This is a genomic window from Limosilactobacillus antri DSM 16041 (assembly GCF_000160835.1).
In the GTDB taxonomy this organism is placed as follows: domain Bacteria; phylum Bacillota; class Bacilli; order Lactobacillales; family Lactobacillaceae; genus Limosilactobacillus; species Limosilactobacillus antri.
Genome location: NZ_GG700732.1, coordinates 81,493 through 106,186, shown reverse-complemented (window position 1 = coordinate 106,186; position 24,694 = coordinate 81,493). Strand labels below are relative to the sequence as shown.

General features: G+C 51.4%; 23 protein-coding genes and 1 tRNA gene. 3 read left to right on the top strand and 21 right to left on the bottom strand.

Features of this window, described 5'->3' with window-relative positions; translation table 11 throughout:
* Positions 1-16: 16 nt before the first annotated feature.
* Positions 17-1,174 (bottom strand): hydroxymethylglutaryl-CoA synthase, encoded by a 1,158-nt coding sequence (locus HMPREF0494_RS00580; protein ID WP_007122949.1) that lies wholly within the window; start codon positions 1,172-1,174, stop codon positions 17-19.
* 3 nt (positions 1,175-1,177) lie between these two features.
* Complete coding sequence (locus tag HMPREF0494_RS00575; protein ID WP_007122948.1) at positions 1,178-1,900, bottom strand: ribonuclease H family protein; 723 nt, start codon at positions 1,898-1,900, stop codon at positions 1,178-1,180.
* A 125-nt stretch (positions 1,901-2,025) separates the two neighbouring features.
* Here HMPREF0494_RS00575 and HMPREF0494_RS00570 point away from each other — a divergent pair.
* A tRNA-Ser gene (locus HMPREF0494_RS00570) sits at positions 2,026-2,114 on the top strand.
* Between the two features lie 126 nt (positions 2,115-2,240).
* Here HMPREF0494_RS00570 and HMPREF0494_RS00565 read toward each other — a convergent pair.
* From HMPREF0494_RS00565 to uvrC, 7 genes are all read right to left on the bottom strand, one after another.
* Positions 2,241-2,837, bottom strand: a complete 597-nt coding sequence (locus HMPREF0494_RS00565) for a hypothetical protein (protein WP_007122947.1) — start codon at positions 2,835-2,837, stop codon at positions 2,241-2,243.
* A gap of 78 nt (positions 2,838-2,915) precedes the next feature.
* Positions 2,916-3,434, bottom strand: a complete 519-nt coding sequence (locus tag HMPREF0494_RS00560; RefSeq protein WP_007122946.1) for an adenine phosphoribosyltransferase — start codon at positions 3,432-3,434, stop codon at positions 2,916-2,918.
* Between the two features lie 17 nt (positions 3,435-3,451).
* Positions 3,452-5,770, bottom strand: coding sequence for a single-stranded-DNA-specific exonuclease RecJ (gene recJ, locus HMPREF0494_RS00555; protein ID WP_007122945.1), 2,319 nt, complete (start codon positions 5,768-5,770; stop codon positions 3,452-3,454).
* 60 nt (positions 5,771-5,830) lie between these two features.
* The gene (locus HMPREF0494_RS00550; protein ID WP_007122944.1) at positions 5,831-6,664 is read right to left on the bottom strand and encodes an SDR family NAD(P)-dependent oxidoreductase; all 834 of its coding nucleotides are present in this window, start codon (positions 6,662-6,664) and stop codon (positions 5,831-5,833) included.
* Between the two features lie 12 nt (positions 6,665-6,676).
* Positions 6,677-7,606, bottom strand: coding sequence for a ribonuclease Z (gene rnz / locus HMPREF0494_RS00545; protein WP_007122943.1), 930 nt, complete (start codon positions 7,604-7,606; stop codon positions 6,677-6,679).
* A gap of 29 nt (positions 7,607-7,635) precedes the next feature.
* Entirely contained in the window at positions 7,636-8,958 is a 1,323-nt protein-coding gene (obgE, locus tag HMPREF0494_RS00540; RefSeq protein ID WP_007122942.1) for a GTPase ObgE, read from the bottom strand.
* A gap of 62 nt (positions 8,959-9,020) precedes the next feature.
* Positions 9,021-10,832: an excinuclease ABC subunit UvrC gene (gene uvrC / locus HMPREF0494_RS00535; protein WP_007122941.1), complete on the bottom strand. Its 1,812-nt coding sequence runs from the start codon at positions 10,830-10,832 to the stop codon at positions 9,021-9,023.
* 151 nt (positions 10,833-10,983) lie between these two features.
* On the opposite strand from uvrC, the gene HMPREF0494_RS11345 reads away from it, so the two are divergent.
* Positions 10,984-11,124 carry an SPJ_0845 family protein gene (locus tag HMPREF0494_RS11345; RefSeq protein WP_169304276.1) on the top strand — a complete coding sequence of 47 codons (141 nt, stop codon included), beginning with the start codon at positions 10,984-10,986 and terminating at the stop codon, positions 11,122-11,124.
* A gap of 354 nt (positions 11,125-11,478) precedes the next feature.
* On the opposite strand, the gene HMPREF0494_RS00530 is transcribed toward HMPREF0494_RS11345, so the two are convergent.
* From HMPREF0494_RS00530 to HMPREF0494_RS00520, 3 genes are read right to left on the bottom strand one after another with little or no spacing between them, the layout of a single operon-like run.
* Positions 11,479-12,024, bottom strand: a complete 546-nt coding sequence (locus tag HMPREF0494_RS00530) for a hypothetical protein (protein ID WP_007122939.1) — start codon at positions 12,022-12,024, stop codon at positions 11,479-11,481.
* Entirely contained in the window at positions 12,011-13,033 is a 1,023-nt protein-coding gene (locus HMPREF0494_RS00525) for a hypothetical protein (RefSeq protein WP_007122938.1), read from the bottom strand. Before HMPREF0494_RS00525 ends, HMPREF0494_RS00530 begins: the two co-directional genes overlap by 14 nt.
* Positions 13,023-13,916, bottom strand: a complete 894-nt coding sequence (locus tag HMPREF0494_RS00520; protein ID WP_007122937.1) for a hypothetical protein — start codon at positions 13,914-13,916, stop codon at positions 13,023-13,025. Before HMPREF0494_RS00520 ends, HMPREF0494_RS00525 begins: the two co-directional genes overlap by 11 nt.
* 307 nt (positions 13,917-14,223) lie before the next feature.
* Here HMPREF0494_RS00520 and HMPREF0494_RS11705 point away from each other — a divergent pair, with 307 nt between their 5' ends.
* Entirely contained in the window at positions 14,224-14,349 is a 126-nt protein-coding gene (locus tag HMPREF0494_RS11705) for a hypothetical protein (protein ID WP_007122936.1), read from the top strand.
* A 111-nt stretch (positions 14,350-14,460) separates the two neighbouring features.
* Here HMPREF0494_RS11705 and gltX read toward each other — a convergent pair whose 3' ends face one another.
* The 9 genes from gltX to rpsO all read right to left on the bottom strand — a co-directional run bounded on the left by gltX (position 14,461) and on the right by rpsO (position 24,586).
* Positions 14,461-15,966 carry a glutamate--tRNA ligase gene (gene gltX / locus HMPREF0494_RS00515; protein ID WP_007122935.1) on the bottom strand — a complete coding sequence of 502 codons (1,506 nt, stop codon included), beginning with the start codon at positions 15,964-15,966 and terminating at the stop codon, positions 14,461-14,463.
* 239 nt (positions 15,967-16,205) lie between these two features.
* Positions 16,206-16,499 (bottom strand): nucleoside triphosphate pyrophosphohydrolase family protein, encoded by a 294-nt coding sequence (locus HMPREF0494_RS00510; protein WP_007122934.1) that lies wholly within the window; start codon positions 16,497-16,499, stop codon positions 16,206-16,208.
* Positions 16,500-16,501: 2 nt separating this feature from the next.
* On the bottom strand, positions 16,502-17,092 hold the full coding sequence (gene yihA / locus HMPREF0494_RS00505) for a ribosome biogenesis GTP-binding protein YihA/YsxC (RefSeq protein WP_007122933.1): 591 nt from the start codon (positions 17,090-17,092) through the stop codon (positions 16,502-16,504).
* Between the two features lie 15 nt (positions 17,093-17,107).
* Positions 17,108-18,358, bottom strand: coding sequence for an ATP-dependent Clp protease ATP-binding subunit ClpX (gene clpX / locus HMPREF0494_RS00500; RefSeq protein ID WP_007122932.1), 1,251 nt, complete (start codon positions 18,356-18,358; stop codon positions 17,108-17,110).
* A 127-nt stretch (positions 18,359-18,485) separates the two neighbouring features.
* Positions 18,486-19,802 carry a trigger factor gene (tig, locus tag HMPREF0494_RS00495; RefSeq protein WP_007122931.1) on the bottom strand — a complete coding sequence of 439 codons (1,317 nt, stop codon included), beginning with the start codon at positions 19,800-19,802 and terminating at the stop codon, positions 18,486-18,488.
* A gap of 182 nt (positions 19,803-19,984) precedes the next feature.
* Positions 19,985-21,175, bottom strand: a complete 1,191-nt coding sequence (gene tuf, locus HMPREF0494_RS00490; RefSeq protein ID WP_007122930.1) for an elongation factor Tu — start codon at positions 21,173-21,175, stop codon at positions 19,985-19,987.
* Positions 21,176-21,353: 178 nt separating this feature from the next.
* Positions 21,354-22,262: a hypothetical protein gene (locus HMPREF0494_RS00485; protein WP_040458605.1), complete on the bottom strand. Its 909-nt coding sequence runs from the start codon at positions 22,260-22,262 to the stop codon at positions 21,354-21,356.
* Positions 22,263-22,452: 190 nt separating this feature from the next.
* Positions 22,453-24,111 carry a ribonuclease J gene (locus HMPREF0494_RS00480; RefSeq protein ID WP_220093935.1) on the bottom strand — a complete coding sequence of 553 codons (1,659 nt, stop codon included), beginning with the start codon at positions 24,109-24,111 and terminating at the stop codon, positions 22,453-22,455.
* 205 nt (positions 24,112-24,316) lie between these two features.
* Complete coding sequence (rpsO, locus tag HMPREF0494_RS00475) at positions 24,317-24,586, bottom strand: 30S ribosomal protein S15 (protein WP_003711721.1); 270 nt, start codon at positions 24,584-24,586, stop codon at positions 24,317-24,319.
* Between the last annotated feature and the right edge of the window lie 108 nt (positions 24,587-24,694).

Below are 24,694 nucleotides of genomic sequence, written 5' to 3'. Positions count from 1 at the left end.
TTGCAGGCTCGTCCTTTTAGTTTGCCCGATACTGACGCTGGTGGTCCTGTTGCCCAGTCAGGACAAAGGGACAAGCGTCATTTTCCGTAGTAAAAGCGACGTCGGCAGGGTTCATCCCGAGCTGTTCGTCAAAGAGGCGCTCATACTCAGTCACTGAAACTCGTTGCCGTTGCCGCAAAGCCGGCGTTAGCGGCAGGATATTCTCAGCAAACTGGGGTTGCAAAATGCCGGTAAAAAACTCCCCCTCAGCACCGGAACCATAGCTAAAGAGGCCTAGCCGGCTGCCACGATGCGCATCCCCGTTTTGGAGGTACGACATCAAGGCTAAGTATAGTGAACCGGTATAGAGGTTGCCAACCTGCCGGCAGGCCCACTGGCTGGCAGTCAGTGCCTGGCGGAGACGTTCGGCCGTCCCATCAGTGCGGTCACCCAAAACCGCCGCCAGGGCTTTCTTGCCCATTTTGGTAAATGGCAGGTGAAACAGCAGCGCCCCAAAATCAGCCAGTGGCCGCCCCGTTAGCTGCTGGTACCTGGTCAAGACTTCCTTAAAGCAGTCGATGTAGACACTGGTCGAATACTTGCCATCCACCAGGGCTTCGGTAGCGTATAGCGGCCGCCAGAAGTCCATGATGTCCTTGGTCAGGCTAACGCTGGTCTCTTCAATTGCCAGGACCCGGGGATCCCGGCTCACCAGCATTGCCACCGCGCCAGCCCCCTGCGTTACCTCCCCGGGGGTGTTGAGACCATAACGTGCAATGTCAGTCGCAATTACCAGCACCTCTTCTTGCGGATTCAGCGCCACAATCCCCCGGGCAAACTGGAGCCCGGCGGTAGCTGAGTAGCAGGCCTCCTTTAGCTCCACCGTCCGCACGAAGTCGCTTAGGCCTAACAAACGCTTAACGTAAATCGCGGCCGCCTTGGAATTATCAATTCCTGATTCCGTCGCGACAATTACCGTTGAAATTCGCCGGGCAGCTGCAGGCGTGAGCAGCTTCTGGGCAGCCGCGGCCGCAAGGGTGACGATGTCTTGAGTCGGCGGCACAACCGCCTGCTGGTCCTGGCCAATTCCAATTGTATACTTGTCTGGATCAACGTTGCGGGCCCGGGCCAATTCTCGCAGGTCCAGGTACTTGTCCGTAGTGGCAAAGGCCATTTTATCAATTCCAATTTTCATTCTCTATTCCCCCATGGTGTCCATTGTGGTATTTAACAGCTCATCGACCGTGTTGTTGCCAAGGTTGGCGGCGTGGCCCTTGGTCCACGCAAAATGGAGATGCGGAAACTGCGGGAGTATTTTAAGCAGCTCCTGCCACAGCTCCTTGTTAGCAACGGGTTTCCCAGCGGCAGTCTTCCAGCCGCGGCGCTGCCAGCCGTAGAGCCAGCCCTTAGTAATGGGATCGAGGACGTAATGCGAGTCCAAGGTTGCACTGATTGCTTCGTCTTGCCAGCCATGTGCACTAATGGTCTGCAGGGCCGTCAGCAGGGCCGTCAGCTCCATCTTATTATTGGTTGCCCCAAATTCACCATCGGTCCCGGTGTACTGTTGCCCCCGGCGTTCAATCAGGTATGCCCAGGCCGCCTTATCGTTACTTTTCACGTGCTGGCCACGTCGGTTGCCGTGGTTGCGGGAACCCCCATCAGTATAGAGCAGAATCGCCGCATGATCGGCAGCACCAGCCGGCTGCTGGATAAACGGCTGCTCAGCCAGGTTTAACTGTAGCTGCTCGTTATTGTGCTGCGGCAGCTGGTTAGAGCGTAGCCAGCTTATGGCTTCAGCGCGATTGGCAAACGAACGGTAAACCGCTCCCGGGAACCCGCTAACCATCTGTTGACACGCCGGCCAGCTGGTGTAAATGCCCGGCTGCCGCCCCTTCTTAACTGCATAATATTTTTTTGTCATACTAATTAATTCCTTTGCTGATCGGTAGTTATCCCTAATATTATACTATTCAAACTAAGCGGAGTTAACTTTTTAAGTTTACTATTAGGGAAAACTTTGGTATAGTAAAAGAGTTGAAAATTAATGGAGAGTTGGCAGAGTGGTAATGCACCGGACTCGAAATCCGGCGAACCCGTGTTGAGCGGGCGCGCAGGTTCAAATCCTGTACTCTCCTTTAGATACGTAAAAGAGGCTGGGAATTAACTCAGCCTCTTTTAGATTTTAAAAATATCACGTGACCCCTGGTAGGCTAGCCTTACAGTCCCTAACCGTGGGCTGTCCCACGCTCCTTTTTACCTACTCACTTCTGGTCAGCAATATTGTAAGTCGTTTGCCCGTTCTTGGCAGTGTAAACCGCTTGACTAGGTTTATCCGGGTTAACAATGCTAATTGAGTAATCCCCGTTCAGTGCCTTAGAAACCTGGGCGGAATTCTTTTTAATTGAATCAGTTAAATTAGACCAGCCGATTTGACCAGCCTGGCTGGGATCCTGAACCAACGCTTGGATTGCCTTAACCGTATTATCATCAGTGGGTTTGACCACGTAGGTATTATCCTGCTCACGGAATTCAACCGTTCCGAGCTTTGCATAGCCCTTCTGCAACTGCCGCAGGACGGACATCTGCTGATTTTGGCTATTAGCCGCCCCGTTGATGCCGCTAAGCGTATTGGAGAAGGAACTGCTCTGAACCTGCCGTGACGACCTAGTGCTCGTGCTATTTGATTGCGAATTTTTATTCCAATAGGGCAGGTTGATGGCCCCATAAATAACCGCGATCAAGCTTAAAACCACGATGATCGTTCCCGACTTCCACTCACGGTACCGTTGCCAGGAATTAGTCAGGTAAAACGCCCCTAAAATTAGCGTCAGACCAGCAAAGATTACTAAAATTAACATCACAAAACTCCTTTAATCCAGGCTACAATTTGCGCTTCGCTATAACAGAAAAGGGCCGAGTTTTCCCGGCCCTCATCACTAAAACTCCATCAACGCTTTGACGTCGTAATCCTTAATCTTTTCACGACCGTTTAAGTCTTTCAGCTCAATTAAGAATGCACAGCCGACCACGACGCCGCCCATCTTTTCGACCATTTCAATCGTCGCGGAGATCGTACCGCCAGTTGCCAGCAGATCATCCACGACCAATACCCGTTGCCCCGGCTTAATGGAATCTTCCTCCATCTGCAGGGTTGCGGTACTGTATTCTAGCGTGTAGCTGGCACTGATTGCCTTGCGGGGGAGCTTTCCCTTCTTCCGTGCTGGCGCAAAGCCCACGCCTAATTCACGGGCAATCGGACAGCCCACGATAAAGCCCCGGGCTTCAGGGCCCACTACCATGTCGACATTCTTATTTTTAGCGTAATCAACCAACTCATCAGTTGCCTGCTTATAAGCTTCACCATTCGCCATCAGTGGCAAAATGTCCCGAAAAATAATGCCCTTTTCGGGATAGTCAGGAATACTGGCAACGTATTTGTAAAGGTCTAAAGTCATACCAGAAATTTTCTCCTTTAATTCTTCTTCAGGCACTGGCTGACCCATGCAGCCATCGTCCCCGCATCACTAAACAGGAGCGTCTGTTCAGCCTGATATTGGGCTAAGCGGGCTCGATAGTGATCCGTTTGTTTTAAATCCGTCTTTTGGACATCCGCAACGAGGTTTAAAACACCATCTTTTATTGTAACAAATCCTGCCTCAGAAAACACACTTATCATTAAATTTAAGCGGACTTCATTAATCCGCAGATGGCGGCTAACCGCGGCACGCTGCTGAGGCCACCGGACGTTGGGCTGCCGGGCCAGGAAGCGGTAGAGGCTAGCAAAGTCCGTCCGGGTCGGCAGTCCCGCCAGGTAAATACTGTTGGCCTCATAGAGCAGGAGACGGACCAGTGCCGGCGCCGCACTGTCATTGTCAAAGACCGTCTTGAAAGCGGCCAGGTCAGCCGGACAGTCAACCACCGTCAATTGGCGGCCGGCAAAGTCAATCTGCCCAGCCTCTGCTGGTGAAATTGCGGTCCCGGCCGGCAGGTGCGGGGCGATATTCTGCCGCAACCGGTCACTGTAAACCAGGTAATAGCCTGGCATTTCAAAGTGGTGCGGGGTCAAATGGTTTGTCCGGCGGTCCAAGATCACCGTGCCCGCAATTTGAAGATCCTCCAGCAGCAATTGGACCTGCCGCTTCCCCTGCCACTCATTAATACTGATTTTCGCCACGATATCCACCGTCATCCCCTGCCCGCTCAGCAATGGCGCAAGTTTTCCCTGGTTAAAGGCCACTACTGCCAATTGGGGGCTGAGGTTAAATTTAAGGTGGCTGTTATCCTTCCCCATCGTTTTCACATTCGTCGGTTGAACGTCACGGAGCAAAAAGACCGGCTGCGGGTTCCCCGGCCCAAACGGCCCCAGTTGCTGGAGCTGCTGATAAAGCTGCTCCGTTACGTCGCCAGCTGCTAACTTGGCGGCAATCGCCAACGGTTGCTTTTGCTTGCCCGTAAAGCCCTGGTCAGCCGCTTCCGCCACTAGTGCTTCTTGCAAGGGCCCCAACTGATCCTCCGGCAGGGACAGGCCACAGGCTGCCGGGTGCCCACCAAATGCGGTAAATAAGTCCCGATGCCCATCCAAGGCGCGAAAGAGGTCAAAGCCCGGCACGCTCCGCCCCGAGGCCTTGGCAACTTCCTCCCCGTCATTAATTCCGGCAACAATCGTCGGTTTGCCAGTTTCGTCCATGATCCGGCTCGCTACAATCCCCAGAACTCCCTGGTGCCAGTTGTGTCCCGCCAAAACAAGCACGGGCCGCTTCTGGTTGGCCGGGCTCACCGCCTGCTTGCTGGCAGCTTCCATTATCTGGTCAACCAGCTGGCGCCGTTCCTGGTTAGCAGCTTCCACCTGTTCAGCTAGTTTTCTCCCCCGACTTTCGTCAAGGGTCGTTAATAATTCTACGCCGGCGTTAGCATTGGTCACGCGGCCAAGGGCGTTCAACCGGGGAGCAATGGTAAAGCCAATCTCCTGGTCCGTCAGCTGGCCTTCGTTTACCCCCGCTAGGTTAACCAGCGCGTGCAAGCCTGGCCGCATTCCCTGCCTTAGCTCTTGAATTCCCAGCGAGATCAAGGCCCGGTTTTCATCGGTAACACTGACTACATCGGCAATTTCACCGATCGCCAGCAGGTCTAACATCTCTTCGGGAAATTCTTCCTGGAGGGCCCAGACAAGCTTAAATGCGACCCCCACCCCCGAAAGGTCGGGAAATGGGTAGTCACTCCCGGGGTAGCGGGGGTGAACAATTGCCGTTGCTTGCGGTAGTTCGGCAGGCAGCTCGTGGTGGTCCGTGATTATAACGTCGACCCCCTGTGCAATTGCTGACTCTACTACCTGCTTTCCGCTCACCCCATTATCCACCGTGACGATCAGCTTGGTCCCGCTGGCGATGATCCGCTCGTAAGCGTCCTGGTTGGGCCCGTAGCCGTCTTTGAAGCGGTCGGGAACGTAGTAATCAACGTCGGCACCGATCCCGTTTAGGGCTTCGTACATCACCGCGGTACTGGTAATGCCGTCCGCGTCGTAGTCCCCGTAAACCGTAATTTTCTCACCATTGGCAACCGCAGTTTGAATCCGTTCAACCGCCTTATCCATATCGTGAAGCAGCCGCGGATCGTGGATGGCTGCCAAGCTGGGCTTCAGGAAGTCCTCGGCCGCCTGCGCATCGGTAATCCCCCGCTCTGCCAACAGGGTCGCCAACGTTTCTGAGATGGACAATTCCTTCTGGAGGGCTTGAACCACCTGCTGATCAACCTTGGCACTCTGGTCCTGCCAATTGTAATGTGCTTCGATCATTTTCTTCCCCACATTCTTCTAAAATAAGAAAGGCGTGACCACAAAGCCACCCCTGCTCGTCTACAATTCCTTTTTATTCTGCTGGAAATCAAAGAACTTCTTGATCGCCCAGTCTCCCAATCCAGGAAAGACCTGGTAGGCCCAGCCTAAGTAGGCCACGTAGCCCGGTACGTTGATTTCCCGCGTCTTATAGCCAACGTTATTCCACACCCGGCGCGCGAGCTCATCAGCTGAGATAAACATCCACTTTGGCAAGTGCGACCGGTAGCTGCCATCCCCGTCAGCCTTATCAAAGAACGGGGTGCTGACCGGACCCGGGTTAACCGTCAGGACCTGAACGCCATAATCGGCGACTTCCATCCGCAAAACATTGTCGAACTGGATGACCCCGGCCTTGCTGGCTGAATAGGCCGCGCTATTTGGGGTCGGGATCTTACCGTCTGCCGAACCCAGGTTAATAATTGCTCCGTAACCCTGATCCATCATCTGCCGGGCTACGCAACGACTAATGTACATCAACGCCAGGAGGTTCACATCGGTCATCTGCTTCATCGTCTTGTAAGACTGGCTAGCTGCTGGTGTAAACTCCCCTAACCCAGCGGAATTAACCAGTACGTCAATTCCACCAACCTGGTGCTGGATCTTGTCCAGTACCAGGTCAATTTCATCCGGTGAAGTGGCGTCCATGCGGTAAGCAAAGGCGGGCCGGCCGGATAACAGGAGACACTGCTTGGCTACCCGCTCCAGCTTTTCCTCATTCCGGGCGGTCACGACCACAATTGCCCCCCGGCGTGCGGCCTCTAGTGCTAACGCCTTGCCAATCCCACTAGAGCCGCCCGTAATCAGCACTACCTCATTGCGTAAGAAGCGCAACGTTTTTACTCGCCTCATCATTATGACCACTCCTTATTTTTTAAACGGAATCTCAACTACATCAAAATCATTGACTACCCGGGTTGCAGGAAAAACGTCGCGAACCTGGTAGGCCAGCTGGTAAGCTGCACGGCCGGCATAGCGGGCGGAAATATGGTTCAATAGCAACCGCTTCGCTCCGGCCCGCTTGGCAATCTCAGCCGCCTGCAAACTGGTCGAATGGTAATAGCTGCGGGCCAGCTTGGCCTCGTCCTTAGCAAAGGTGCTTTCATGGACTAAGATATCCGCATCCCTTGCCAATTCAACCGCATTTGCCGTTTTGCGGGTGTCACCGCAGATTGTCACAATGCGGCCCTTTTGTGGTGCCCCGATAAAGTCCCGGCCGTTAACCGTCCGGCCATCGGCTAAAGTAACCTCTTTGCCGGCCTTTAACTGGCCATAGACCGGGCCCGACGGAATGTTGAGCGCCCGCAGCTTATCTACCTGCAACTCGCCAGGATGGTCAGCTTCAACTACCCGGTAACCGTAGCAGGCAATTTTATGATCCAGTTTTTTCGCGGTAACCGTGAACCCCTGGTCATGAAAAACTTCCCCCTCATGGTCAATTTCCACAAAGTGAAGCGGGTAGCTCAACCGGGATTCACTAACCTGGAGGGCCGTGGTAACAAAACGTTTAATCCCCACCGGGCCGTAAATCGTTAGGGGTTCATTGCCCCCCTGAAAAGACCGCGAACTCAGTAGTCCTGGCAGACCGAAAATATGGTCGCCATGGAGGTGGGTAATGAAGATTTTTTCAATCTTCCGGGGCCGAATGGTGGTATTTAAAATTTGGTGCTGGGTGGCCTCACCAACGTCAAACAGCCAGATGGCATTCCGTTCCTCCAGCAAGCGCAGGGCAATGCTGGAAACATTCCGCTGCTTGCTCGGCGAACCGGCACCGGTTCCTAAAAATTCAAGTTGCATTATTAAAATTCCCTACCTTTTTCCTTCAATTACTGGATGAATTCAAAGACGAACTTCCGGATCCGGACCATGTCGCCATCCTGAACCCCCTGTTTGCGCAAGGCATCATCGACCCCCATCTGGCGCAGCTGGCGGGCAAAGCGCAGCTGGCTCTGTTCATGGGTCAGGTCGGTCATGTCAAAGAGGCGCAACAGCTTTGCGCCGCCCAAGACCCACGTGCCGTCTTCGTCCCGGTTGATGGTAAAGTCAGGGCCCTGCTCATCGTGGAACTGCTTCCCCGCTTCTTCATATTCGGGCGTTAATTGCTCATCATGACTTTCACTGTCAAACACGGGCGTCTGGTCAAGCAGGTTCGCCGTCAGCTGCATCAATTGCTGAACCCCCTGGTGGGTAACCGCAGAAATCGGAAAAATCGTCGGCTGCTCCGCCAGGCTGGAATCCGCCGCCAGCTGCTTTTTAAACGCTGCCAGGTTCTTTTCGGCATTCGGCAGGTCCATCTTGGTTGCGACAATAATTTGCGGCCGTTTCAGGAGCTCTGGATCATAGTTGGCCAGTTCCTGATTAATTTGCCGGTAGCGCTCAATAGCCTGATTTTCATCTTCACTGCTCATGTCGACCAGGTGGAGCAGCACCCGGGTCCGCTCGATGTGCCGGAGGAATTTAAGGCCGAGGCCAATCCCTTTAGAAGCCCCCTCAATCAGGCCGGGCATATCAGCCATTGCGAAGTCCCGCCCGTCGGGGAGCATCACCATCCCCAGGTTGGGTACCAAAGTCGTAAACTCGTAGGCCGCGATTTTAGGTTTAGCCCCCGTGACCACCGACAGCAAGGTCGACTTGCCGACGGAAGGGAAACCGATGAGGCCCACGTCAGCCAGCATTTTCAGTTCTAATTCCAGGTAGCGGTCCGCCCCCGGCTCGCCATTTTCGGCGATTTCAGGGGCCGGGTTTTTGGCACTTGCAAAGTGGATGTTGCCGCGGCCACCACGACCACCCTGGGCCACGACCAGCTCCTGGCCGTTTTCAACCAGGTCACCGATAATAGCGCCGGTATCGAGGTCGCGAACCGTCGTCCCCTGGGGAACCGCAATCACCGTATCCGGTGCACTCGGACCGGTCATCTGCTTATTCATCCCGTTGCCGCCGTTTTTCGCCTTGAAAATCCGGTGGTAGCGGAAGTCCATTAGTGTTCGCAAGCCCTCATCAACTTTCAAAATAATGCTGCCGCCGCGGCCACCGTCACCGCCAGCTGGGCCGCCGTTCGGGACGTACTTTTCCCGCCGAAAAGCGACCATCCCGTCGCCGCCCTTTCCAGCATGTGCTTCAATTTTAATTTGATCAACAAAGGTATTCATGTTGCTTTCTCCGTTCTGTTAGCTTATCTCTAGTATATTGGAAAACCGGAGGGGCGTCAAAATCAATCATGACTGCTCCCCTTGGCGAGTTCGGCGTTCTTTTGGAGGGAAACCTTAATCAGCTGGGCAGTCGGCCGGTTGATCCCCAGAGCATGAATTTCCTCAACCGGCGCCTGGGCGATCTTGGTCACCGAACCATACTTTTTGAGCAGCTTTGTCCGCGTCCGTGGCCCGACCCCCTTGATCTCGTCCAGACGGGAACTGAGGGAGTGTTTGGTATGCACGCTCCGGTGATAGGTAATCGCAAAGCGGTGCACCTCGTCTTGAATCCGTTGGACAAGGTAAAAGCCCTGGCTACGGGGATCAAGGTTCACGTGGGCGTCATCATTGCCAAATAAGAGGTCTGCCGTCTTATGCTTATCATTCTTGACCATCCCGACGACTGGAATATCCAGCCCCAGTTCGTTTTCCAAAACGTCCTTGACCGCGTTCATCTGGATGTCGCCCCCGTCCATAAAAATCATGTCCGGCATCGGCTTGTTCTCCTTCAAAAGGCGTCCATACCGCCGGCGAATGACTTCCCGAGTGCTGGCGGCTTCATCAGCGTGGTCAACCACCGTCTTGAGCTTATACTTCCGGTACAGTTTTTTGGCCGGTTCCCCGTCAACGAAGACGACCATCGCACTGACCGGGTCGGCACCTTGGATGTGGGAATGGTCAAAGGCCTCGATCTTGTGGCCCACTGGCAGACCCAGGGCGTCAGTGATCTCCTTCATTGCGCCCGTGGTCTTGCCCTTATCCATCTCCAGTAGCCGGAACTTCTCGTCCAGGGTCAGCCGGGCATTTTCGGCCGCCATCGCCAGCAAGTCCCGCTTTTCGCCCCGCTCCGGCGTCCGGACCGGGATCCCTAAGATCTCACTGATTTCCTTATTGGGGAGACCCGCGGGCAGCAGGAGTTCCCGGGGGAGGATGTTGTTGCGCCGGTTATAAAACTGAAGGATGAAGCTGGTCATCTCTTCGACCGCCGTATCCACAATTGGGAACAGCCGTTTTTCCCGCTTCATCAGGCGGGCTTGACGGATAAAGAACACCTGGATTGACAGCCAGCCCTTGTCCATATAAAAGTTAAAGAGGTCCCGTGGGGTTTTATCGTTGGAAATAATCTTCTGTTTCTCCACCGTTACTTCAATATAGTGGAGCTGGTCGCGAATTTCCGCCGCCCGTTCGTATTCCAGTTCGCTAGCGGCCTGGTTCATTTTGGCGCGCAGGTGCTTCTTAACGTTGGCAGTATTGCCATTTAAAAATGACTTGATCCGCTTAATCTGGGCTGTGTACTCCGCTGGCGGGACCTCCTTGAAGCAGGCGCCCAGGCACTGGCCCATATGGTAATACAGGCAGGGCCGCCCCTGGAAGCCATTGCACCGCCGCAAGGGGTATACCTTTTGAATGAAGTGCACAGTCTCTTCTGCGGCATAGACGTTCGGATAGGGGCCAAAGTAATAGGCACCATCCTTCTTGATTTTCCCCGTGATTTTGATCTGGGGATCCCGTTCATTGGTGATCTTAATGTAGGGATAGCCAGTCCCCCGTTTTAACTTGATGTTGAAGTAGGGCTGGTGCTTTTGGATCAGGGTGATTTCAAGCAAAAACGACTCCTTATTGGTCGAAGTCACAATCGTTTCAAAATCCGCCACCTCTGACACCATCTTTGCTACCTTGCCGGTATGCGTGCTTTTAAAGTAAGAACGGACCCGGTTTTTGAGGCTCTTGGCCTTGCCGACATAAATAATCTGCCCGTTAATGTTCTTCATCAAATAACAGCCGGGCTTATCCGGCAATAATGCTAACTTATGTTCAAGGTATTCGCTTGCCATCGTAACCCTCCGTAATAAATGCTAGTATAGTATTATAGCGGAAAACGCGACGGCAACGCAAAGAATCCGATCGCCTTCCCCGGGCTTTTTCTTGCAAACCGCTGGTGTGCTATGCTATCATATTCTGAACATTAACAAGGGAGCGATTAAAATGGGCTTAGTAACCAGAAGAAGTGAACAGTTGGACCGCCTGTTCGACCAATTTGCGATCGATCCAAAGAAGAAGCAACCGAAAAAGGCGGATCAGGACGCAAAAACGCCGACTAAAGAACAGGACGACCAGGAAAAGTAAATTATCAATGGAGCGACTGAGTTAATTCCCAGTCGCTTTGCTATTTGAAAACAGCAACTGGCGGCTAGTTCCCCAGCAAAAGTAAAGAATTAACCAAGATTGCGCCACCATTATTGCAAATGATGATCAGCCTATACTAAACTGAACTCAAGATTAGCTTTGAGGTGATTGCATATGTTACCATTCTTTATCATTGTATTAATCCTAGCCGGCGCTTTGGTTGGTCAAATCCTTACAAGCAACCGCAGTGAAGAACCGGTTGGTAAACACAGTGCCAAGCGAAAAGCTTAATCTTTTTCGTTCAACAAAAGTCCCCCACGATTCATCTTAGCCATGAATCGTGGGGGACTTCTTTTAGTGCTGATTAAATTGTTGGTTAGCCGTGGTGACCAGTTGCTGATAAGCACTGGTAATTTCTGCCGGGCTGATCCCGAAGTCGACGATCCCCAGCTTGAGTAACAGGTGCCAGGCATGGCGGAGGTCTTCCTGGTGGCGGCTAACGTACGCACCGTTTAGCAGGTTCTTAATCGCCAAATACTCACGATTAAGCTCCGCCAACTGGTCCTGCTTCTTAGCGTCCACAATCCGCTGCCACTGCTCCGCACTGAGAACCACCAGGTGCGTCCACTGCCGCTTAGCGCTAAACAGGAGGAACAGCGCCAGCACCTTTACATATTGCGCCGTCAGCTGGCGGTGACTCGCTGGCTGGCCCGTTTGCAAGACGTCCGCCCACCCGGCAAGATCCGCAAACCGGCTCAGCTGCAAGTCAAGCTGGAGGTACACCGTCTGCTGACGCGTTTCTGGGCCGATCAGCAACTCATAGGCATCGTCGGCCGCCAGCTCAAGGTCAATTGCCTCGTGCAGCAGCTTGGTAATGTCTAACTGTTCATTCGTGGTCATCGGGGTCACCATCCTCCTCCACTGCCTGCTCGCCGTTTGGCTGGAACACTTCGGTCGGCTGGTCAAAGGATTCCGCCGCAGCGGCTGTCGCAACCACCAGCTTATCAGAACGGACCGCCAGTTCATCCCGGTTATTCAAGTACCACTGCCGAATCAAGTTATAATGCAGCAGGGTATCGAAGAAGGATACCCGGGACTCCGGATCCTGGACCGCAAAGAACCACTGCTGGCTGTAATCATCCGGGTCAAAAGCAATGTCCAGCTTGATGCCCTGGTCCAACACCAGTTCCGCCCCATTGTTATGCGGCAGGTTCATCAGCATATAATCGTTTTCCGCGGTGGCCACAAATAAACGGTCAATCACGGTCAAATCAAGGTCTGGCCGGGCGAGGGCAAACCGTTCGGCATTATCAGTATTGAGAATCCCCAGGTTGATCGTAAAGTCGAGGTCCGCCGCCAGTTCCTGCGCGAAAGCAATCAGCGGCTTTACCGCGTCGCGCAGTTCCAGGTCGGTATGCTTCTTGAGGGCCCGGACAATAAAGTAATTGACTAGGGCCTGGTTATTAAACTGGAAAAAGCGGTTTGCCAAATCCAGGTAAAAGAGCGGCTCTTGTTCGCCCTGTTCCGTAAAGGCCGCTTCGCCATCCTCGTTAATCTGAAACTTAAAGGAATCACTGTCAGCAATTGGTTCAATTCGGGCGATGAACTGCCGCTGCGAATTTTCGGTAATCTGCACGGCATCAATTCCGTGCTTCTCCAGCAACCGCCCCATAAAGATCAGGTAGTAGTCTGCCGCCTGGTAGTGCCGGGGAAAATCGACCAAGTCATTTTGCAAGTCCAGCTCAGCCAGCTGGGTCGTTGCTGCCAGCATCTCCTTAGCGTCAGTAGTTTCTGCCAACTGGTCCAGCAGTTGAACGTAGCGCTGCCCCATTTTGAGGACGTCCTTAAAGGAGGCGGAGAGGGTCGTCAACCGGCCCTGCGGTGAGTTAATCAGCTTATTATTGTTCATCTTCGCTCACCTGCTTTTCTTCATGACGGTCGCCGGCAAGGTTAGCCAAGTAGTTGGCATAGAGGTTGCGGTTCGCCAGCTCAAAGTCCTCGAAGCTGCCAAACGTATCCACAATACTCTTTTGTTCGTAGCTTAAGATTGTGTTTTCCTTCGACAGGGAAAGCACCAGCTGGTCATTTTCCTTAATTGTCTTATTGGCAGTCCGGGCTTCCTGTTCTTCATCCTCGATCTTTTGCAACTGATCGACGAGCTCTTGACGATTTTCCTTGTTTTTACTGGACTCAAACAGCCCCGAACGCGAGTTAATATCTTCCAATTGCGTTTCAACCTGCTGCCGGCGCTCCTCGCGTTCCCGCTGGTGGTCAATCAAGTCCTGCAGGTGGTCATTGTGCCGCGAAATTTCCGCAATCCGGTCGCTGTTAAAGCGTTTGTTTTCCCGTGATAATTCAAAGGATTTTTGCAACTTTTGGTACTCAGTCGGGTCAAAGGAGAAGCGCACGTTTAAAACGTCCAGTTCACCAAACTGCCGCCGGTCCCACCAGTTACCAAAGTAAATCCGGTAATGGCCGGTCTGGTACTCCTCATAGTAAAAGAACGGGTATGCCTGGCCCAGGTACTTGATCAGCTTAACGCTCAGGTAGTTGCTTAACTGGTCAGCCAGGTCATCGACTAAACTCATGACTCCCTGGTCGTTGGGCTGCTGCTCCCGGTGTTCAATTTCCTTCGCGTACCGTTGGTTATCCAGCAATTGGTAAACTCGCCGGTCCTGGTGGGCAGCGAGGGCTTCGTTTAATTCCTGCAAATATTTAATCTTCGTGGCCACTTGCTGTTCAATCAAGCGACCGATTTCCACTGCTCTGTTTTCGTGTTCTTCATTCGCCATAAAGCACTAACTCCTTGTCTACATCACTAATTTATATAGTAGCCGAAATTAATCCCGAACGATTAAATTTCCGTCATTTTTGTCAAAAACTTTATAATTAGTTAAGCAATCGTAAACCTAAAACTATTTTCACATATTTTGCCCGTTTTTCAATAGGCGGCGGGGAAATCCTCACGACACGCCTTTGGCCGAACCGCCCTTCCCCGTTTGCTGCCCAATTTGCTTTTATTAAGAACTGCACTATAATGAGGTAAGCAGGCCTAATACCTGCTTTGATGGAGCGTTTCGAAAAGAGGCGAAGTTAACTATGGCATTAAGTAAGCAAGAACGTAAGGAAATGGCACGGAAAGCCATGGAAAAGCGTGGCAGCAAGAAGCCTAATGGCTCTGGTTTTGCAAAGCTTGACGAAGAAGCCAAGAAACTGAGTGACTAAGCTTTTTGAAGCAATCCAAAGTAAAGCGACCGACAAGTGTTCAATTTGTCAGCCGCTTTTTTTAGTTTAAAAACAAAAAAGGCCGAAAAATTCCAGCCTCTTCATTAGTGCTTAGGCTTCTACCGCCGCAATCATTCGGTCGAGTAATTCAAGATCGGTCTTGCGGGAGTAGATGTCCATAATTTCATAAATCTGGGGAGCAGACGTCGAACCAGTAAAGGCCAAGTTTAATGGGAAGTACAGGTTCCGTCCCTTAACGCCGGTTTCCTTGCCGACTTCCTTAATTGCCTGGCTGTAATCGAGGTCAGCACCGCCGTTAACCAGCTTGTCCTTCAAACCATTCAGCACGGCCAGCAGGTCTTCCTTGGTAAAGTCCTCATTATCAATGAGCTGGTCGTAGTTGAAGTGTTCGTCCAGGACCGTGTAGTAGCTCCAGGCGTATTCAATGACTTCCAGCAGCTTGTTAACGTCGCGCTGGTGAACATGGATGGTCTTCTTGAGCAATTCCCGGAGTTCGTCTTCAGGAATTGACTGCAGACGTTGTGCTTCTTCAGTTTCGCCTTCCTTAACTAATTCCATCGTCCGGTCAGCTAGTTCATCAATATCCATCTGCTTGATGTATTGAGCGTTCATCCAGTCCAGCTTCTTTTGGTCAAAGTACGCCGGCGCCTTGGACATCCGTTCCGGATCGTAAACCTTAATCAGCTCGTCCTTGGAGTAGATTTCCCGTTCGCCCTTTGGTGACCAGCCTAAGAAGGCGATGAAGTTAAAGATGGCTTCTGGCAGGTAACCGTGCTTCTTGTATTCGTTGATGAACTGCAGGGTATCCTTGTCCCGCTTGCTGAGCTTCTTCCGCGTCTTCGGGTTAAAGATTAACGGAATGTGGCAGAAGACCGGGTGTTCCCAGCCCAACGCTTCGTAAATTGCCATCTGCTTTGGCGTATTGGAGATGTGGTCAGCCCCCCGCAAAACGTGGGTGATGTCCATCGTGTGATCGTCAACAACGACGGCAAAGTTGTAGGTTGGCATCCCATCACTCTTTTCAATGATGAAGTCCCCACCGAGGTTGTCAGAGTTAAAGGAAACGTGCCCCCGAGCGATGTCGTCCCATTGGTATTCGTGGTCCTTTGGGAAGTGGAAGCGAATCGTTGGCTTCAGTCCCTTGGCTTCGGCCGCCTTCTGTTCTTCCTCACTCTTGCCGTACCAACGGCCATCGTAGTGCGGCGCTTCCTTGTTGGCCCGCTGGCGTTCACGCATTTCCTGAAGTTCCTCTTCAGTCGTGTAATCCTTGTAGGCAATCCCCTTGTCCAGTAATTCTTGGACATACTTGTGGTAAATTCCCTGGGCGTTCCGTTCGCTTTGCCGGTACGGCGCATACTTCGGGTTCGGCTTATTCGGTCCTTCGTCCCAGTCGATGCCCAGCCAGTGCAGGTTTTCCCGCTGGCTGTCTTCGCCGGTCTGGACGTTCCGCTTAGTATCCGTGTCCTCAATCCGCAGAACCATCGTTCCGTTAAAGTGACGTGCAAATAAATAGTTAAATAATGCTGATTGGGCATTTCCAATATGCAGGAAGCCGGTTGGACTTGGTGCATACCGAACTCTGACCTTTTGATCCATTATTTTGATTCTCCTTTAGTAACTTGTTAGCAGCCATTATGCTACCGGTGCAACAAATATAATTTTATCTGAATGTCTTGATTTGTCAATGCAAGCGCCGGCTTTACTACCGCCCTGCAGCAATTCAACCGTCAGCCGGCGCACAACAACGTGTACGGCTGGAAAATCAGTTAACGCTGGGCGCCCACTTGCGAATCGCAAAAGAGGGGAACCACTAGGCACGGTTCCCCCTGTTTTTCCTATTTCTTAAACCCGGTTGGGTAGCGGCGGTTTAACTCGGCAATGTTTGCCTTGGCAACCTCCTCAAATGGGATGTCCGCCCATTCCGCAATTTGCGACAGGTACCACAAAACATCGCCCATCTCGTGGACCAGTTCCTGCCGGCTCAGCTTCTGTCCCCGGAAAGCGTAATTCTTTACCAGGTCAACCACCTGACCGGACTCCCCGGCCAGTCCGAGGGCGCAATTGGTTAAAACCTGTTCATTCCCGTATAAGGTTCGCTTGGCCGCATTTTGGTATTCATTAAAATCCACCGTTACTTCATCCCCGTTCGTTCATCAATCCATTGCCAAACGGCATCCTTTCCCGTTTTCTTGACCGCCGAAAAAAGAATCAGCTGATTGGCTGACGGCAAGCCCAGGGTCTTTTTAATCAGACTTTCCTGGCGGTTCCAGGCGTTTCCCTTAACCTTATCGATCTTGGTGGCTACCACCAAGGTCGGAATATGGTAGTATTGCAGCCACTGGTACATACTAACGTCATCCGCCGTTGGTGCGTGCCGGCCATCGACCAGTAAAATGGTTCCCCGCAGCTGGTCCCGTTGGGTCAAATATTGTTCAATCATTTGCCCAAACCGTTCGCGTTCCTTCTTGGAAACCTTGGCATAGCCGTAGCCCGGCACATCGACGAAGTACAGCTGGTCTTCCACCACGTAGAAGTTCAAGGTCTGGGTTTTTCCCGGCTGGCTGGAGGTATGGGCAAAGTTGCGCCGGTTAATCAAGACGTTCGTCAGCGACGACTTCCCAACATTTGACCGCCCCACCAGCGCAATTTCTGGGTAGTTAGTCTTCGGGTACTGGTCCAGCCGCACCGCACTAATCGTTAAATCAACATTCTGTACTTCCATTAAGCAACTCCCCGGCTATGAAGCCTGCTGGTCCTTTAAGACATACTTCGGCTCCGCGTGGTCGGTAACACAGCGCTTGCCAATTACGACCTTAGCAACGTCGGCACGGCTCGGCAGGTCAAACATTACGTCCTGCATGACCTCTTCGATAATCGAACGCAGGCCCCGGGCACCGGTATTGCGTTTAATCGCCAGCTCGGCCATCGCACGCAGGGCGCCGTCAGTAAAGCTTAACTCGCTGCCATCCAGCTTAATCAGCTCTTGGTACTGCTTTACCAACGCGTTCTTCGGCTCCGTCAAGATCCGGATCAGGTCCTGTTCATCCAGCTTCTGCAAGGCCGTCATGACGGGGAGCCGACCAATGAATTCAGGAATCAGGCCAAACTTGAGCAGGTCTTCAGGGATGACGTGCTGTAAAATGTTCTTTTCGGTAATGTTATCCCGGGCGGAACTACTGGTACCAAAACCGATCGTCTTTTCGCCGATTCGTTCCTTGACGATGTTCTCAATCCCATCAAAGGCCCCGCCGACGATAAAGAGGATGTTGCTGGTGTCCACCTGGATAAACTCCTGTTGCGGGTGCTTCCGGCCCCCCTGCGGCGGAACATTGGCAACCGTCCCCTCAAGGATCTTTAAGAGCGCCTGTTGGACCCCTTCCCCAGAAACATCACGGGTGATTGAAACGTTCTCACTCTTCTTAGCAATCTTGTCAATTTCATCAATGTAGATAATGCCCTTTTCCGCGCGCTCCACATCGAAGTCCGCGGCCTGCAACAGCTTAAGGATAATGTTTTCCACATCTTCACCGACGTACCCGGCTTCAGTCAGTGTCGTGGCGTCGGCAATGGCAAAGGGCACGTTGAGAATCCGGGCCAGCGATTGGGCCAGGTAGGTTTTCCCCGAACCAGTTGGACCAATGACGGCAATGTTGCTCTTCTGCAATTCCGTATCGTTGTTTTCACCTGTCATCATGGCGTTAACCCGCTTATAGTGGTTGTAAACTGCGACCGCCAGCGTCTTCTTGGCGTCCGCCTGACCAATCACGTAGTCGTCCAGCTCACCAACAATTTCCGCTGGCGTTGGCACACGGAAAGTTTGCTTAGCGCTGTCTTCGGCTAATTCCTGCTTGATAATCTCCTGGCAGAGGTCAACACATTCGTTACAAATGTAGACCCCGGGACCAGCAACAATCTTTTTCACCTCATCTTGCGACTTGCCGCAAAATGAACAGTGGATGGTATCTGTTCTCGTGGTGTCTTCCAACATTCATGAACCTCCTCTAAACTTATGGAATAATCATACCAGAATTTTAGGATGAATTCGAATATTCTGTTCCCCAATAAAAAAAGCCCAACCACGTGATTGAGCTTTTCTCACTACAAAGACCGCCTAATTACTTGTCCGCCTTTTTGTCGTCGGCCTTAACCTGCTTTGCGGAGTCCGCAACTAAGTCAACGGCCTTCTTGATCTTGATGTCGTGGCTCAGCATATCCTTAGACAGGGCCTTTTCCACCGCATCTTCTTCCATGCCGTATTGCTTAGCCAGGTCCTTGATCTCATCCTTGATCTCATCTTCACTGGCTTCCAGCTTGGCGTCGTCAACAATCGCTTCCAGTACTAAGTTGGTCTTTACCCGTTGAGCAGCGTCGTTAGCGAATTGCTTCTTCAAGTCGTCTTCCTTAGTCCCAGTGATTTGGAAGTACATCTGTGGACTAATCCCCTGTTGTTGCATTCCGGCTAAGTATTGCTGCATTTGCCGGTTGGTGTCTTCGTCCAGCATTGCTTGTGGGATATCCTCGATTTCAGCGTTAGCAACAGCCTTTTCAATTGCGGCATCTTCAATTGCGCCCTTTGCCTGGTTATCCTTTTGTTCTTGAAGCTGCTTGCGGGTCTTGTCCTTTAACTCGTCAAGGGTGTCAACATCTTCATCGACGTCCTTAGCAAAGTCATCATCAAGTTCTGGCAGTTGCTTTTCCTTGATTTCGTGAACCTTAACCTTAAAGATTGCGTCCTTACCCGCCAAGTTCTTTGCGTGGTAGTCCTCTGGGAAGGTTACCTTAACCTCAACGTCATCACCAGACTTGTGGCCAACCAGTTGATCTTCAAAGCCCGGAATAAATGAGCCGGAGCCTAATTCTAATGAGTAGTTGTTAGCGGAGCCGCCATCAAACTTCTCACCATCAACGCTACCTTCGTAATCAATCACGACGGTGTCGCCGTTGGCTGCTGCCTGGTCATCATCCTTCAGGACCAATTCAGCTTGCTGTTGACGCTTCTTTTCGATTTCGGAGTCAACGTCAGCATCACTAACGGTCGTGTCCTGTTCAGGAACTTCCATTCCCTTGTAGTCGCCAAGCTTAACTTCTGGTTCAACCGCCACTTCAGCAGTCAGCGTCCACGGTTGGCCCTTTTCCATGCTCTTAATGTCGATGCTTGGTTGGTCTACCGGCTTAATCCCAGTTTCCTTAACAGCAGCACTGTAAGCATCTGGTAAGACCTTGTTTAACGCATCTTGGTACAGGGATTCTTCACCGTACATTTGGTTGAAGATTTGACGGGGAACCCGGCCCTTCCGGAAACCAGGAACCGTAATCTTCTTCCGGGTTTCGACAAAGGCTTCGTCAATCCCCTTTTTAATCGTGTCGACATCAATATCAAACGTTAATGTCCCTTTGCTGGCATCGCTATCGCGTTCCCATTTTGCTGACATTTTATTTCCTCCAATAACAATCAATTTGACCCGTGCCTAATCAGGCGGATCTTTACATACCTTATTAGTTTACCTTACGGACCAGGCAATTGCAACCAATTGGCGGTTTTCTCCCCGCCCAAATTAAAAGAAAAAAGAGGTTAGGGCAGAGCCCCAACCTCTTGATTGTGCCTAATTGAAAATTAGTCTAAGACTTCTGATACCACACCGGCACCAACAGTGTGTCCACCTTCACGGATAGTAAACTTCAGACCCTTTTCAAGGGCAACTGGCTTTTGTAAGTTAACAGTGAACGTTACGTTATCACCAGGCATAACCATTTCTACACCATCTGGCAATTCGATCGTCCCAGTAACATCAGTAGTGTGGAAGTAGAATTGTGGACGGTAGTTGGAGAAGAATGGCGTGTGACGGCCCCCTTCTTCCTTGGTCATAACATAAACTTCACCCTTGAAGTTCTTGTGAGTTTGGATCGAACCTGGTTCAGCAAGAACTTGACCACGTTGGATCTGGTCGTGGGCGATACCACGAAGAAGAACACCGACGTTATCCCCGGCTTCACCAAGGTCAAGCGTCTTGTGGAACATTTCCAAACCAGTAACGGTTGACTTCAGAACATCTTCAGTCAAACCAACGATTTCAACTTCGTCACCGACCTTAACAGTACCACGGTCGATACGACCAGAAGCAACAGTACCACGACCAGTGATGGTGAAGACGTCTTCGACAGGCATCATGAATGGCTTGTCAGTAGGACGCTTTGGAGTTGGGATGTAGTCGTCAACAACATCCATCAGGTGAAGGATAACCTTTTCTTGTTCTGGGTCCCCTTCAAGAGCCTTGAGGGCGGAACCACGAACAACCGGAATATCGTCACCAGGGAAATCGTATTCGCTAAGAAGGTCACGTACTTCCATTTCAACCAAGTCAACCAATTCGTCATCGTCAACCAAGTCGGTCTTGTTCAAGAAGACAACGATGTATTGAACACCAACCTGGCGAGCAAGCAGAATGTGTTCACGGGTTTGTGGCATTGGACCATCAGTTGCGGCAACAACCAGGATCGCACCATCCATTTGTGCGGCACCAGTGATCATGTTCTTAACGTAGTCGGCGTGACCTGGCGCATCGATGTGAGCGTAGTGACGCTTTTCAGTTTCGTATTCAACGTGGGCAGTGTTGATAGTGATACCACGTTCCTTTTCTTCTGGCGCAGCATCGATATCAGCGTAATCTTCTGCCTTTGCAAGACCCTTAGCTGCCAATACCTTGGTGATAGCAGCGGTCAGAGTAGTCTTCCCATGGTCAACGTGGCCAATAGTACCAATGTTTACATGGGGCTTTGTACGTTCATAATGTTCTTTTTCAGCCATTAATGAAAACCTCCTGATAATTTACAAGTATAATGCCAGTCCTTTCATAGAAATGACTGACACACTCTAATAGTTATTGTACTACTTCTTTTCGCCAATTGAAAGCTTTTATATCAAAGGCTTGAAGAAGAATTCTTAAATATCATATCAACTCTGACCGCATTTGTAAATAATAATACTAAGGTTTTTCGCCTAAATCATCAATTACCCGATTTAATTGACGCTGGGTGGCTAAAATTGCCGGCTGCCCACTCACCTGCTCCCCCTGAATCTGACCAACCAGGCAATCGATCCAGCCGTCGGCGTCGATCACCTTATCTTCAATCAATGGGTACAGCAGCATTAATTGAAGCTGCAGCTCCTGGCTGGCCAGCTGGTATTCGCTGGGGTTCTGGTTAGCCAGCCGGGCCGCCAGGGCTTGGTGTAAGTCCTGAACGACCGGCAGTTCTTCGATTGCCGGCAGCTTAGCCGGATTAATCGAGTATTCCCGGCCGTCAAGCCAGCGGAGCGCCATCAACCGGTCAATGCCCAGCTGGCGAAGCGTATCCACCAGTGCGGCTTTAATTAATTGGTGGGCGTACGGGTCCCGCAACAGGAACTGTGCACCGGTCAGGTACTCCGTTAGCGGTAACTGGCGGGCCGCCCCGAGGCGTTCCTGCTGCTCGCTGAGCGGACAGTCGCCCAAATGGTAAAAGGAACGGAGCGCGGTTTGGATCGTCGTCTGAAATTTTTCTTCGGCAGTTCGCTCAGCTTCCGCAATCAGGCCCTCAAACTCAGCCTGCCAGTCCAGCGGCAGGTCCGTAATGAAGAGCCGGGCCGTAATATAGGATTGGTTATGCAAGAGGAGGTGGACCGCTAGTCGGGCATGTCCCTTATCACTCGTAAAAACCTCCGGCTGCTCCGTAAAGTAAACGAAGGCCCGGGCATACTGCTTCGCCCGGTAAAGGGCCAGGACCAGCGTCTTTGTCACATCGTCGCTGGGCGACTCGTTAATCAAGTCTTCAAGCAGGCTGCTTGCTGCTAGCCACTTCTCATCGGTCATTAATTGCAACGCTTTTTGGTAGCGTTCTTCTTGTTCATTGTTCATGTTAACTTTCCTTAAATACATAAAGGGGTTGCGGCATTCCTGCCAGCAGCCCCACTACTAACTAGTTACTTTGTTTGCTCTTTTCTGCTTGGTGCTTACGGCCCCGTCCACGGCCGTGACGAGCCTCTTTTTTATGGCCGGCATCGGTCTTCTTTACTTCGCCCTTGCCCTTTGACTTCTTCTTGGCGTGCTAGTTGATTTCCATAATCACCGGTAAAATTACCGGGTGCCGTTTAGTTTGATCAAAGAGGAAGCGGTTTAGTTTTTCCCGAACGTCTTGTTTCAGGTGGCCCCAGTCAAATTCCTTTTGGTCCAGGTTGTCCTGAACAACCCTTTCCACCAGGTCAGCACTCTGCTTCATTAGCTGGTGGTTGGTCTTAACAAAGACAAAGCCCCGGGAGGTGATTTGCGGACGGGCAACAATCTTCTTCTTTTTCCGGTCAATTGTGGCAACGACAACGAAAATCCCGTCTTCGGACAGGACCCGCCGGTCGCGAAGAACGATGTTTCCAATGTCACCAATCCCGGTGCCATCAATCATCGTGTTGCCGACATCCAGGTGCTCGCCAACGTGGAACTCACCCTGGTCGTAGGTCAAGACGTCACCCTTGTTAGTCAGGAAAATCCGGTCAGGCGCAATCCCAACCTCCTCCGCTAATTCAGCGTGCCGATCCAAAAGCCGGTATTCTCCCTGAATCGGGATAAAGTTCTTCGGCTTCATGAAGTTCAGCATTAATTGCTGGTCGTTTTGGTTAGCGTGGCCCGACGGGTTGAGGTCATCGGAAATAAACTTAACCTCCGCCCCGGTCCGGTAGATGATGTCCTTCGTCTTTTGGACTTCGGTTTCCTGGGCGTATGAAGGCGTGGTGGTAACGAATACCAAGTCTTGGTCACTGAGTTTGATCTTTGGGTTATCACCGCTGGCAATCTGCTGAAGGGACTTGATCGGTTCCCCCATCTTCCCTGTTTCCAGGATTACCACCTGCTGGGGGTCCAGCTTGTCGGCCTCCTTCAGACTAATTAGGATATCCTTAGGCATCTTCAGCTTGCCCAGGTCCATCGCCGTATTGATGATTTGCTCAATATCGCTGCCGGAAAGAACAATCTTCCGGTCAACCGCCACGGCGGCATCAATAATTTGCTGGACCCGCATAATGTTTGAAGCAACACTCGCCACAATAATCCGGCCATCTTGGTACTTAAACGTTTCCTTGATGTACTCACCAATGTCCTTTTCCCGCGAAGAGGCCCCGGTGATGCCCGCACCAGCGGAATCACTCAGCAGTGCTAGTACCCCCTGCGAACCGATTTCAGCAAGCCGTGCCAGGTCAGTCTGGTAGCCCTTAGTGGCCGTTTGGTCAAACTTAAAATCACCGGTGTAGACAATGTTGCCTTCTGCAGTTTCCAAAACAACCCCCAGCGTTTCTGGAATCGTGTGGGTCGTCTGGAAAAAGGAAACGGTGACGTCGTTAAAATCAATCGCCGTACTTGCGTCAACCACGTGGAAGTCGTTGAATTTTTTAACTTCCTTATGCTTCTTGACCGCTAATTTTGCCAGGGCAATCGTCATCTCACTACCGAAGACGGGAACGTTAAAGTCCATTAAGAAGTACGGCAACGCCCCAATCGAATCGGCATGGCCATGGGTCAGAAATACCCCGACGATTTTGTCCTTGCGCTCACGCAGGTATTCCCAGTCTGGAATCACAACGTCGATCCCCATCAATTCATTTTCTGGGTACTTCAATCCGGTGTCCAAGATAAAAATCTGGTCATCGACTTCCACCGCGTACATATTTTTGCCATTTTCGCGAACCCCACCAAATGGGATAATTTTGATTTTGCTCATTAGATTGGCTCCTTTATTAAGTTGATTTCTCTGGATTGCTATTAATTCGCTCAGAGAATTTATTCGTTCATAAATAGCTATTAATATCTTACCACATTCACTATTCACAATGGAAACCAAACATTTTTTAAAACAAAAAAGACTGAGAACATTCTCAGCCTTGGTGCCGGTTGCAAGCAAACGGCACCGGTTTGGAAAAATAAGATTACCGCCGTAATCCTAATTCCTTAATCAACTCACGATAAGCAGGAAGGTCAGTCCGACGCAGGTAAGCCAAGAGGTTCCGCCGGTGACCAATCTTCTTCATCAAACCACGTTGTGAGTGGTAGTCGTGCTTGTGCGTCCGAAGGTGTTCGTTCAGTTCGTTAATGTCAGCAGTTAATACAGCCACTTGAACCTGAGTAGAACCAGTGTCACCCTCATGAGTTGCGAATTGCTTAATAATTTGATCCTTACGTTCTTTAGAAAGAGCCATGATCAATTTCCCACCTTTCAATTAATTCAATCTGCCTAGTTCTAAGTATGACGTCGGTGAGGATCGTCAAACTGGGAAGAGGCATTGCCACAGCTGTGACCTTTAATA

Excerpts from the sequence above, each read along its gene's own strand:
- HMPREF0494_RS00580 (WP_007122949.1), bottom strand. The coding sequence starts at position 1,174 with ATGAAAATTGGAATTGATAAAATGGCCTTTGCCACTACGGACAAGTAC.
- HMPREF0494_RS00575 (WP_007122948.1), bottom strand. The coding sequence starts at position 1,900 with ATGACAAAAAAATATTATGCAGTTAAGAAGGGGCGGCAGCCGGGCATT.
- HMPREF0494_RS00565 (WP_007122947.1), bottom strand. The coding sequence starts at position 2,837 with ATGTTAATTTTAGTAATCTTTGCTGGTCTGACGCTAATTTTAGGGGCG.
- HMPREF0494_RS00560 (WP_007122946.1), bottom strand. The coding sequence starts at position 3,434 with ATGACTTTAGACCTTTACAAATACGTTGCCAGTATTCCTGACTATCCC.
- recJ (WP_007122945.1), bottom strand. The coding sequence starts at position 5,770 with ATGATCGAAGCACATTACAATTGGCAGGACCAGAGTGCCAAGGTTGAT.
- HMPREF0494_RS00550 (WP_007122944.1), bottom strand. The coding sequence starts at position 6,664 with ATGATGAGGCGAGTAAAAACGTTGCGCTTCTTACGCAATGAGGTAGTG.
- rnz (WP_007122943.1), bottom strand. The coding sequence starts at position 7,606 with ATGCAACTTGAATTTTTAGGAACCGGTGCCGGTTCGCCGAGCAAGCAG.
- obgE (WP_007122942.1), bottom strand. The coding sequence starts at position 8,958 with ATGAATACCTTTGTTGATCAAATTAAAATTGAAGCACATGCTGGAAAG.
- uvrC (WP_007122941.1), bottom strand. The coding sequence starts at position 10,832 with ATGGCAAGCGAATACCTTGAACATAAGTTAGCATTATTGCCGGATAAG.
- HMPREF0494_RS11345 (WP_169304276.1), top strand. The coding sequence starts at position 10,984 with ATGGGCTTAGTAACCAGAAGAAGTGAACAGTTGGACCGCCTGTTCGAC.
- HMPREF0494_RS00530 (WP_007122939.1), bottom strand. The coding sequence starts at position 12,024 with ATGACCACGAATGAACAGTTAGACATTACCAAGCTGCTGCACGAGGCA.
- HMPREF0494_RS00525 (WP_007122938.1), bottom strand. The coding sequence starts at position 13,033 with ATGAACAATAATAAGCTGATTAACTCACCGCAGGGCCGGTTGACGACC.
- HMPREF0494_RS00520 (WP_007122937.1), bottom strand. The coding sequence starts at position 13,916 with ATGGCGAATGAAGAACACGAAAACAGAGCAGTGGAAATCGGTCGCTTG.
- HMPREF0494_RS11705 (WP_007122936.1), top strand. The coding sequence starts at position 14,224 with ATGGCATTAAGTAAGCAAGAACGTAAGGAAATGGCACGGAAAGCCATG.
- gltX (WP_007122935.1), bottom strand. The coding sequence starts at position 15,966 with ATGGATCAAAAGGTCAGAGTTCGGTATGCACCAAGTCCAACCGGCTTC.
- yihA (WP_007122933.1), bottom strand. The coding sequence starts at position 17,092 with ATGGAAGTACAGAATGTTGATTTAACGATTAGTGCGGTGCGGCTGGAC.
- clpX (WP_007122932.1), bottom strand. The coding sequence starts at position 18,358 with ATGTTGGAAGACACCACGAGAACAGATACCATCCACTGTTCATTTTGC.
- tig (WP_007122931.1), bottom strand. The coding sequence starts at position 19,802 with ATGTCAGCAAAATGGGAACGCGATAGCGATGCCAGCAAAGGGACATTA.
- tuf (WP_007122930.1), bottom strand. The coding sequence starts at position 21,175 with ATGGCTGAAAAAGAACATTATGAACGTACAAAGCCCCATGTAAACATT.
- HMPREF0494_RS00485 (WP_040458605.1), bottom strand. The coding sequence starts at position 22,262 with ATGAACAATGAACAAGAAGAACGCTACCAAAAAGCGTTGCAATTAATG.
- HMPREF0494_RS00480 (WP_220093935.1), bottom strand. The coding sequence starts at position 24,111 with ATGAGCAAAATCAAAATTATCCCATTTGGTGGGGTTCGCGAAAATGGC.
- rpsO (WP_003711721.1), bottom strand. The coding sequence starts at position 24,586 with ATGGCTCTTTCTAAAGAACGTAAGGATCAAATTATTAAGCAATTCGCA.